Origin of the sequence: Aquimarina rhodophyticola (assembly GCF_042434915.1) — a bacterium.
In the GTDB taxonomy this organism is placed as follows: domain Bacteria; phylum Bacteroidota; class Bacteroidia; order Flavobacteriales; family Flavobacteriaceae; genus Aquimarina.
In genome coordinates, this window is sequence record NZ_CP170198.1 from 1,730,860 (window position 1) to 1,742,896 (window position 12,037).

4 protein-coding genes are annotated in these 12,037 nt (G+C 35.4%); all 4 read right to left on the minus strand.

Translation table 11 applies throughout. The features are described 5' to 3' along the window. Positions 1-102: 102 nt before the first annotated feature. Positions 103-8,376, minus strand: a complete 8,274-nt coding sequence (locus tag ACE939_RS07570) for a gliding motility-associated C-terminal domain-containing protein (protein WP_378188314.1) — start codon at positions 8,374-8,376, stop codon at positions 103-105. A 342-nt stretch (positions 8,377-8,718) separates the two neighbouring features. Beyond that, on the minus strand, positions 8,719-9,393 hold the full coding sequence (locus ACE939_RS07575) for a response regulator (protein WP_378188316.1): 675 nt from the start codon (positions 9,391-9,393) through the stop codon (positions 8,719-8,721). 46 nt (positions 9,394-9,439) lie between these two features. Next, a complete protein-coding gene (locus tag ACE939_RS07580; RefSeq protein ID WP_378188318.1) occupies positions 9,440-11,509 on the minus strand; it encodes a tetratricopeptide repeat protein in 2,070 nt (689 codons plus the stop codon). 178 nt (positions 11,510-11,687) lie between these two features. Beyond that, positions 11,688-11,849, minus strand: coding sequence for a hypothetical protein (locus ACE939_RS07585; RefSeq protein ID WP_378188319.1), 162 nt, complete (start codon positions 11,847-11,849; stop codon positions 11,688-11,690). Between the last annotated feature and the right edge of the window lie 188 nt (positions 11,850-12,037).

Sequence of the window (12,037 nt, forward strand, 5' to 3'; positions counted from 1 at the left end):
ATCGAAATTAAGCAATAATATGATTTATTTATATTTATTACAATTAATCTTTTAATTAGTGATACCCCCCGTATTCACATACGGGGGAATTAAGCAATATTTTTATCTATTAATATAGATGTAGCCTCCTCTTGTTTTAGGCTCACCATTGGGCAATGTATAGCGTAAGAAATAATAATAGGTTCCTACTGGTAATTCTTGGTTTTCTTGTATTGTAGTTCTACCTGTTGATATTCCGGTAAAGAAATTATTATTTAAACCATAATCTTTTGTTTCGTATACCTTCACTCCCCATCGATTGAATAACTCAAAACTATTCTCAACATTCTCAAGTCCCCGAATGACTAATTTATCGTTTATTCCATCTCCATTGGGACTTATTCCAGCATATATTTCTATTCCATCTTCGACTGACACATCAACAGTATTTGGATCCAAATAGTCTGGTATGCCATTTTTATCGGTATCTATCGCATCTATAGGATTTCCATCGGCATTTGGATCTGGATTCTCATCGATAGTCAAAATGGTATCTCCATCATCATCTACATCTAGATAATCATTGGTTAAATCGCCATCGGTATCTTGCATTTGATAGTTTACAGCCCCTCCATCTGGATCGTTTTGCACACTATCTGGAACACCGTCTGAACTTACAGGCCCCTCAAGCATTCCATTACCATTAGAATCTGTTACATTGTGTCCAGCTTCATACATATCAAAAATACCATCACCATCAGAATCTACATCAAAAATATCCAATATCCCATCACCATCGGTATCTGTGAATACACCTGAAATTTGCTCTTCAACATCTAAAATACCATCATTATCACTATCTTGGTCTACACTATCGGACACACCGTCTTGATCAAAATCACCGTCCACTATAAAGACCTCCTCCAAATCATCTGCTGTTAAATTCAAATCCTTTTGATCTACTGCAACATTACTTATTGTATTTGTTACTACCGTACTTGCAGTACCAGGGTTTATTAAAAACTCAATATCTAATGTAACCGAATCACCACTATTCATCGCTCCAACTGTCCACACTCCCGATATAGGATCATAAGCACCCAAAGCAGTATCACTCACATAGCTAACCTGAGTTGGTAATACATCGGTAATCGATACATTTGTCGCTAATGAAGGACCGTTGTTGGTCAATATAATACGGTATGAATATGTAAATGTTTCTGCATAAGGTCCAGACTCTACCATCATTTTATTTACCACTAAATCTATGTCAGTGATTTCTCTAAAATCCACTTCTGGAGTGCCCGTAACATCATCGTTATTGGTGTCACTTGCTCCGTTATCAAGTTCATCATTGACATCGAAAGGATCATTGGCAGTACCTCCTTCAAAACCGTCATCCAAACCATCACCATCGGTATCTTGGTTTGCAAAGGTTCCTACACCTGCTTCTACCGTATCGCTTTCTCCATCACCATCACTATCGGTATCTATATAATCAGGATCTGCATCTCCATCTGTATTTTCTGGAGTAAAGGCAAAGTTACCAAGGAAATCTACATCATATTGATCATCGATACCATCATTATCACTATCTGTACCTAAAGGTGCGTTGTAGTTAGCCGTTGGTTGACCTTCAACGTTATCAGGTATACCATCATCATCTGCATCAATATCTAAAAAGTCGGCATTATCATTAGTATTGCTATCTGTGTTGATTGGATTTAATCCCGTTCCCGCTGATGCCGGAATTCCATTGGCGTCAACAGCTCCGTCGGCTTCTTCGGGATTTGTTCCACTTGGTGTACCTCCTGCTTCAACTACATCATAAATTCCGTCATTATCACTGTCAAGATCCAAACGATTTGCAATACCATCTCCATCAAAATCACAATCCCACTTCAAGTCAGATATAGCTATTGCAGTAGCTCCACTCGATTGTGCTATTTCTAAGTTTGTAAATTCGATTATTATTTCATCTACATATCCTGTAAGAAATACATCTACATCAGCATTTCTTCCAATTTCAACCTGACGATTTCCTTGAAAAACTCCCCCTCCTAAATCATCTACTGCATTTCCATTCTTATAATTTTCTCCTTTTATCAAGTTGATTGGAGTACCTTGATTGGTTGCTAGTATACGTACTTGATCAACAAAAGCTTCTGCTCCCTCTTTTTTGTCTATATCGACAATTGTAAAGCGCAATCCTAATACAGGCTCTGCAAAATTTATTTTGTATCGAATCGTGTTTCCATTATTAAAACCATTTAATTGACCTTGAATTTGAATACCATCCAATACGTTATTAAATTTAGCATATAGAGCATCATATATAGTATTGTCAATAGAATTATCAGTGTTACTGTTATCGACAGTTAATAGATTAGTTCCAATTGTCGTTAATGCTGTCATATCAGGATCATCCGTAGGATTACCTGTCCAACTAGCAGTATCCCAATCCAATGAAGAATTTACTACATCACACTCTTCATCATCGGCTATACCATCATTATCGTCATCCAAATCGACTGCATCACCTATACCATCTCCATCGACATCGTTTATCTCTGGATCACAAGCATCTGAAATACCATCACTATCTCTATCGGGACCACCAACTTGTCTATAATCTGCTACAGTATCTGAATCGGAATCTGCAGGGGTTGCATAAGTCGCTGCCGGATCATTTACCGTACCGTCAGTATTGACGGCTGGTGTACCTGCTCCAAACACTCCATTATCTCCTCCATCGGCGGTAGGGGTACCATAGGCTTCATTAGCATCACTACATCCATCATTATCACTATCAAGATTTAAATAATCTAACGAACCATTGCTCTGTGTATCTCTTGGATTCAATCCTGCTCCTGCTGAGGCTGGAATTCCGTTGGCGTCAGCTGCTCCATCGGCTTGACCCGGATTGACTGCGCTAGGAGTTCCGCCAGCTTCTACAACATCATAGATTCCGTCATTATCACTGTCAAGATCCAAATGGTTTGCAACGCCGTCTCCGTCAAAATCAAAGGCGTTTTCGACAACTCCATTTACATCTCCAGTTAGCGCATCATTATCGTCATCATCTAGATAAACTGGGACTCCATCACCATCAACATCGGCTCTTGGATCTACACCACCACTCTCTACAATATCTGTAATACCATCATTGTCATCATCTTCATCAACCAAATCGTTAATAGTATCTCCGTCGGTGTCTGTAAATTCTCTAAAATCAACTTCTGCAGTACTTGCAATATCATTGTTATTGGTATCACTTGCTCCGTTATCAAGTTCATCATTTACATCGAAAGGATCATTGGCAGTACCACCTTCAAAACCGTTATCCAAACCATCACCATCTGTATCTTGGTTTGCAAAGGTTCCTATACCTGCTTCTACCGTATCGCTTTCTCCATCACCATCACTATCGGTATCTATATAATCGGGATCTGCGTCTCCATCTGTATTTTCTGGAATAAAGGCAAAGTTACCAGGGAAATCTACATCATATTGATCATCGATACCATCATTATCACTATCTGTACCTAAAGGTGCGTTGTAATTAGCCGTTGGTTGACCTTCAACGTTATCAGGAATACCGTCATCATCTGCATCAATATCTAAGAAGTCGGCATTATCATTAGTATTGTTATCTGTGTTGATTGGATTTAATCCTGTTCCCGCTGATGCTGGAATTCCGTTTGGTCCTACTGCTCCATCTGCTTCTTCGGGATTTGTTCCACTTGGTGTACCCCCTGCTTCAACTACATCATAAATTCCGTCATTATCACTGTCAAGATCCAGATAGTTTGCAACGCCGTCTCCATCAAAATCAAAGGCGCTTTCGACAACTCCATTTACATTACCAACTAATGCATCATTATCGTCATCATCTAGATAAACTGGAACTCCGTCACCATCAATATCGGCTCTAGGGTCTACACCACCACTCTCTATGACATCTGTAATACCATCATTATCATCATCTAGATCACTTACGTCTAGTATACCGTCATCATCAAAATCTTGATTATCTCTATAATCTACATCGTTATCTGCATCTGAGTTTGGTAAGGTAGTTGGATCGTTTAAAGATCCATTCACATCGGTTCTATCATTTGTTACATCGATCGCATCATCCAACCCATCAAAATCAGTGTCGTTATTAGTTAAAATAATTTGAGCTTCATCTGTATCTAATAATCCATCATTATCAGAATCCAAATCCCTAAAATCGAAAACACTATCTGAGTTTGAAAATGATCCATCAGTATTCACTGGGTCAATACCACCTGGATATGCCGTGTCTAAACCTTGACTTGTATATACACCATTGGGAGCTATGTACCCAAAAGTAGTTTGAGCCTCAATATTATCAGGTATACCGTCACCATCAGAATCCAAATCGTACGCATCTGGTATCATATCACCATCTGTATCTGTTTGATCCGTCAAAGGATCATTATCATTATCAAAATTTAAATCTTCGTCAACATCAAGAATTCCATCATTATCATCATCAATATCCACACTATCTTCAATACCATCATCATCCCAATCCAAGGGATTAGATTGTTGCTCACAACCAAATCCATCATTTCTAGTTGATGGCACTGAAGCCAAAATACTTGTTGCTATTATTGGATCACCACTGGCAACAGCATTCTCAACATCCAGTATTCGATAAATCTCTCCATTACCATTACTAGATCCATAGAAATTACCAAAGCGATCTTGCCAAACAGCTCCAAATGCATTACCTGGAGCGGTTCCTCCCATCGTACCTTGAAAATTAATAGCAAGGCTCTGGGTTGCTCCAGTACTAGCATTAATTACCTGAAGATTACCTCGAGTAATACCGTAAATAAAATCACCTATAAAGGCATAATCGAATGCAGTGTTAATACTTGGGCTTAAAGGTATTTCTGTAGTAGTAACAATAGTATTATTTGTTGTACTAAGCGGTACACCCGTTACATCAAATAAAAATAATGTATCTCCATTTATATAACCTACCGATTGATTTTGAGAAAACATTACGGCATCCATTGGTTGAGAAGGTGCATTACCAGGAGTTGTTTCCAACTCTATTGTACCTAAAAAACCAAAATTATTAAATGGATCATATACCCGAAGCGTATTGCTTCCTCGGAATTGAGAATACACTTTTTGTTCTATACTATTATAAGCTGAATTTCTAGCCGAATTGGCTGGAACGCCTTCGAGAACTCCTACCAAAGTATATTCACCTAAAAAACGATTATATCTATATACCTCGGCTTCATTTGTACCTGCATTACCTCGCGTTTGATAAAATGCATTGATGATACCACAATTAATGACACCAGCATCATTTATTGCATCTCTATAATCTACATCACCACCACTACCTAAATCGCTATCTGTATCAGGATATTCTGAAGATGGATCAGTAATGCCATCATTAACATTGTACCCATCATTGATTGTACCATTCTCAAATTGATCTAATAAGCCATCATTATCTGTATCGATAGTTCCACCCGTATTATTTAATCCAGCTTCGATCGTGTCGTAAGTACCCGAATTATCTGAATTTATATCTAAATAATCTGAAGTATCTACACCATCACTGTTTACAGGCGTAAGGCCATTTGTATAATTTATATCTATACCCGTACCATTTACAGTACCATTAGGAACGATGTATCCCGCTGTTGTTTGAGCTTCTATATTATCAGGGATCCCATCATTATCACTATCTAAATCCAAATGGTTTGCAACGCCGTCTCCATCAAAATCAAAGGGAGCTTCAACCACACCATTTACATCTCCAATTGATATGTTATTATCATCATCATCCAAATAAACTGGAACTCCGTCACCATCAACATCAGCTCTAGGATCTACACCACCACTCTCTACGATATCTGTAATTCCGTCATTATCATCATCTTCGTCAACTAAATCAGTAATAGCATCTCCATCGGTGTCTGTAAATTCTCTGAAATCAACCTCTGGTGTAGTAGTAATATCGTTGTTATTGGTGGCACTAGCTCCACTATCTAATTCATTATTTACATCCGGTCCATCGGCTACATCTAGGCCTTCAAAGCCATCATCCAAACCATCACCATCGGTATCTTGATTTGCAAAGGTTCCTACACCAGCTTCTATCGTATCACTTTCACCATCACCATCACTATCGGTATCTATATAATCTGGATTTGTATCTCCATCTGTATTTTCTACTGCAAATGCATTATTTCCAGCGAAGTCTACATCATATTGATCATCGATACCATCATTATCACTATCTGTACCTAGAGGTGCAAAATAACTTGTGGTAGTCTGCCCCTCAACATTATCAGGAATACCATCATCATCTGCATCAATATCTAAAAAGTCAGCATTATCATTAGCATTGGTATCGGTATCTACAGGTGTGGTACCTTCGGTAGGATCTGCTTGACCGTTGCTGTTACCATCTGGGGCTTCTGCACCTGCACCTGTGATACTAATCACTCCATCATTGTTGGTATCCAATCCACCATTACCCGATTCAACCACGTCATAAATACCGTCATTATCACTATCTAGGTCAAAATTATTGATCACACCATCTAAATCAAAATCATAACGATCATCCACTCCATCAAAATTAGAGTCTATAAAACCAGCAGTATCTCCATCTATATAATCAGGAATACCATCGGAATCTATATCACTATCAGGATCTAAACCATTAAGATCAACACTATCTTCTATTCCATCGTTATCATCATCTAAATCTGCACTATCAACTATACCGTCACCATCAACATCACATGTTGGCAAAGTAATTACCTGCGGTTGAGACGAGGCTTGATCTCCATAGAACCAAGAATTTATAACTCGAGTGTTACCGTAATCATCACAAAGGTTTTCTGTATTATCTCCTTCAGAAATACCAGCAGTGGCGGGAACTGTTGTATTTGGATTTGATCCATTCCAAGCATGAGAAGGACCTAAAATTCCATCTAATAATCCCGACCTATTAATTCCACCAGTTGTTAAATTATTTGATTGATTGACAACTTCATTATCACAAATAGCTCCAAAAGTAGTTATACCAGAGTCATCCCATCTTATCTCTAAATTACCAACCAGTGGGGCAACACCAGAGATAGAAAGACCATTATTATTCAACTCTGCATCATTCATAGGTAAATTAGTTCTACCTCTATAATTAGTTAATGTTACTTCAGTACTTGTATCTCCAGCTACTGGATTTCCTAACCCATCTATACCATTCCACGAAATCACATGATTTCCCTGAGTTAATTCGTAGGCTTCTAAAACTACATCTTCTGTACCTGATTGGTAACCACTCACCCCATTAAAATTCAAAAGAATTGACACATCACCTGCTTCATTTAAATAAAAAGGCACATAGTATTGACCAGGACAACCATAAACACCCCCTATCAAGGAAGGAGCTGTGGTTGTTGTGGGCACAAAAACATTTTGATCAGGTGCCGTAATAAATACTGGATACCCGCCTGCTAATGTTGGTTGCGGATCAGTTCCATAAGTAATGGATCTTCTGGTAGTTAAAAAATCATTGACTGCATCATCATCATTAACAACACCATATTTATTCATTGCTAATTGATATCCAAATGGTCTAAAACCAGGTTGAAATTCTACTTTTATAATTGCTCCATCATCTGTATACGCATGAAAAGAACCCTTAAAATCAAAATTTATACTACCAGTAAAGGTTGCTGGGTCATAAGTAATGAAGCTCCATTTTTGACAAAAGACTCTTCCATCAATTTGATTATTAAGAGTATCGGATATTGTAAAATCAAAAAATGTCAACATAAGATCATTTCCAGTCAAGCTACGTGTAACACCTCCATCCTCACTTTTATAGATTTCTATATAATAATCACCGTTAACACCAACACCAGAGGGATCGAAAATCTCTGGATTGTAACCCCCAGGAGTTGCTCCGCCAATATTGGGACCTGCAATTGCCTCATCATAATCATTTATAAAACCATTCGAAGAGGAGTCAACTAATGTTGGTCCTGATACGATATTACCCGATGGATCTTTAATAACATAGTACGTTATTGCTGAAAGCCCTATTCCGCCCCGTTCACGTGGTTGAAAACCAAAATAAAATTGCTCATTTGAGAAATCATCAATTCTAAAATATATCCTTTGGTAAGCAGGAGCATTTAAAAAAGGCCCACCTAGACCATTATCATTAATTAGTATTGCCACTCCATTGTTAGGATCTGGCATAACTTGCTTGGTTCCATCTGCGTAAGAAGTATGGGCTGAAATAAATAATATAAAAAGAAGAAAGAGAATCCTTAGATTTTTTCCTAGTTTGATTTTAGTAAAAAAGATTGTAAAAATTTTCATAGGCGCTGGTTATGAGTATAGATTTGTTCAACTTAACAGGTGTAAAGATTACCAAATGTTCTTATAATTCATAAAGAGGAAAGAAAATATTAACACCTTTTTAGATACAAAACTTCTTTCATCGATAAAAAGCAATTACTGGCTTTTCTTCTTAATAATAAAAACTTAATAAAGCAGCTTTTGAGAAGCGTTTCATGTTAATCTGACCAACTTTTAAAAAATATACTATAAAACAAATATTCACATATTTTTTAGAAGTCTATATATATAACGCAGGGCAGTATATACCGCCCTACCAGAATTTTTTAATTTAACAAAAAATTATACTATGCCTTTATAGCTTTATATAAAACCACGCTTTCTAGCCTCTTCAAGCAATTTTTGATCATCTGCTTTGGCGATGGAAAACATCTCCTTTATTTGATTTTTACGTTTTTCTATAGCACTAAGGGACAAGCTTACGTAGTTAGGGAGGTTTTTTGTTTTGACACCTCGAGAAAGGTGATATAAAATTTTAAGATTTTTCTCATCAAGAGAAAAATTATTGTTCATCATTTTTCTAAAATGGTTATTTACAGTTGCACTATAATACGGTGTACCACTGACGATATTATTAAAGGCCAAAAGCAGCTCACTAGAAGTCAAATCACTTTTGATCAAAAATCCTGAGGGATTAATATTTTTTAAAATGTTGTGTATTCGATGATCTTCTCGATGCATGGTAAGAATAATCACTTTGGATTTAGGTAGAAGTTTTTTTGCATGTTTGGCCAAATCTTCACCAGATGTTATAGTTCCATCAGAGGAAGGAGGCAATTTAATATCTACAAAAAGCATATCATAAGGCGCTGTTGATTTTGAAGAGTCTAAAATTAACTCATATGCATCATCACAGTTTGAGGCAATATCAATAGTTATTGCGTATTCTTTCTGATTCTCACCTAGCAATGTATTTTTATAGCCTTCTATAATCATGGGGTGATCATCAATCATAAGGACTTTAAGAGTCTTCTTCATTAGTAGTAATTGTGATTAATTATGTTCGAAATTTTGGGTTATTTTGTTAACTAAGATATGATTTTTTTTTAAATTTTGATACTGGTATATTAACTATGATTTTTGTACCTGATTCTTTAGTACTTACAAATTTCACCTCTCCATCCATTTGCTTAACTCTTGAATTAATATTACGTAGTCCGATTCCTTTTTTCACTTTGGCATATTTGAAACCGACGCCATTGTCCAAAACAACTAATTTAATAGAATTTTCTAAATTTTTAAAACTAACTTCAATCTTTTCGGCATTTGCATGTTTGAAAATATTTTGAAGAGACTCTTGAATAATCCTATAGATATTAACTTTTTTAAAATCATCAATATCTTCCCAATCTATATTCTCATCATTTGATAGTGTAAAATCAACTTCGTGTATCGCACACTGATCACTAATTAAACTCTCTATTACATCCACATAAGCTACATCTGGCGAGAATGTCTCTGTTCCCAAATCATGCGAGATCAATCTAATTTCACGTTCGATAGACTTAAGCTCATCAATATACTTCGTACGATACTCGGTAAACCCATCATTTACTCGCTGATTTATACCATCCAAACTCAATCGCACTCCAAATAATCGACCCAAAACTCCATCATGTAACTCCTCAGACATACGTTGCTGCTCCATCTGGCGTCCTTCTTCAAGCTTTACTTGCTGATTCAAAAGTAAACGATAAATCTCTTGATTGGATTCTTGTTGTTTTTGAGAAAATAGTAACTCGTTATTACTTTGTCTTTGCCGGAATATGATATATACTAAAACAAAAAGTGCAGCTAAACTAACAACTGTTATTATTAGAATCTCATTCTCTTTACTAATTTTTTCATTTTTCTCAACAATCTCGTCCGTTTCAAATTTTACTCTAGCAAATTTGTCGCTACTAATTCTTTCTTGATTTTGTAAACTATCATTTAGTTTTATGTACTCGTGTGCATAATACAATGCATCCGATGTTTCTGCAATATCGCTTAGTAGTTTTAAAGAGTTAAGAAGCTCCTTATTATATCCAATATCTTTGGCTATTTTTTTTGCAACCAATGCATACTCGACCGATGTACTATCCTGATCTAAAGAAGAAAAATATTCTGCCAAATGTAAATTATTTGTAATCAAACCAGGTTTGTCATTAATACTGTCTCTAATTTTCTTAGATTTTAAAAATGATGACAAAACACCCTCGTTTGTACCTGCCAAAAATTTTGCATATGCTATATTATCCATTAACAATGCTTTTGTTTTGGGTTTTTCTTCTAAAATTTCATCAAAAGCAGATGCTTGCATATAATAATCGATAGCTTTATCGTATAATTTCTGACTCTTAAAAACAACTCCTATATTGTTAAGTGCTTGAATTTCTCTAAATTTACCATTCTCCATTCTACGAGCATAATTCAACGCATTTTGATAGTTCTGAATCGCATCTTCATAACGTCCTAATTCTTTCGAAATAATTCCTAAATTGTTATAACAAGAATATAAATACAAAGGGTTATCTGCACTCTTAAAATGATCTATCGCTCGAATAATACTAGCCTCTGCTCCAACGTAATCTTTAAAGTTTTTTTGAACAATTGCTAAATTAAATAATGTGGTTCCATAATTAACTCTATTGGGTTCTTCTAAAGAATTATATATTTTAACCGCGTTATAGAAATAATAAAATGAACTATCTAACTGATCGCGGTAGTTATAAAACGAACCTATATTAACATAGGATTTAGCTATACCTACCGAATCCATTAATTTTTTCGATAATTTTAACCCTTTAAAATTCTCTGACTTAAACTCATCGTATTTCCCTAAATAGTAATAAATTAACCCTATTCTTGTGTAGTTACGCCGTTTTTCACTGTCATCTTGTAATTTTGAATTCCAGTATGAAGCACTATTTGCGTTCGATAACCTTTCTTCTGCTGTAAGCTTTCGATTATTGGCACTATTTAAATATTTTGTCAACATCACTTCAGATTTTGACACATCATTTAAATTATCTTGATCATTTTGATCTTTTGTACAGGAACACGCTGTAACTAAAATAATAGCTATGACTATTCGTTGTAATTTTAAAATCATAAAAATTCGTTAAAGGGTCAAATTAATAAATAGATTTCAAAGCATAATAACTATTTCCCTTTTATTATACACATCTTAAAAATACGATGATACAATTACCTTTATTTAATTGTTTCGAAAAAAAATGCATAAAAAAAGCAACGAAAAATCGTTGCTTTTTATTTTTCAATAGATCTAATTATTCTTCGTCAGTTGGTGGTAATATTTCTCCTCCAGCGTCTTCGGTAGCTAAAATTTCATTTGCATCGAGACCTATCTCATCATTAACGCTCTCTGATTCACAAGCTACAAACGCAGTAGCCAATACTAAAATCGCAAAAATAGTTTTAACAGTTTTCATACTTAAATTGGTTTAATTAATAATTAACTATATAAAATTGTATATAGTTATACAAAATATACTTTTCAGAAAAAAATAAAATAAGACATTAAAAATCTTCTTACTTTACAATTCAAATATAGATAATAAATTTTAAATATTCAAAAAAAACATATAGTATTCAAATATTTACAGAAAATAAAAGAACC

Coding starts and splice junctions, on each gene's coding strand:
- ACE939_RS07570 (WP_378188314.1), bottom strand. CDS start 8,376: ATGAAAATTTTTACAATCTTTTTTACTAAAATCAAACTAGGAAAAAAT.
- ACE939_RS07575 (WP_378188316.1), bottom strand. CDS start 9,393: ATGAAGAAGACTCTTAAAGTCCTTATGATTGATGATCACCCCATGATT.
- ACE939_RS07580 (WP_378188318.1), bottom strand. CDS start 11,509: ATGATTTTAAAATTACAACGAATAGTCATAGCTATTATTTTAGTTACA.
- ACE939_RS07585 (WP_378188319.1), bottom strand. CDS start 11,849: ATGAAAACTGTTAAAACTATTTTTGCGATTTTAGTATTGGCTACTGCG.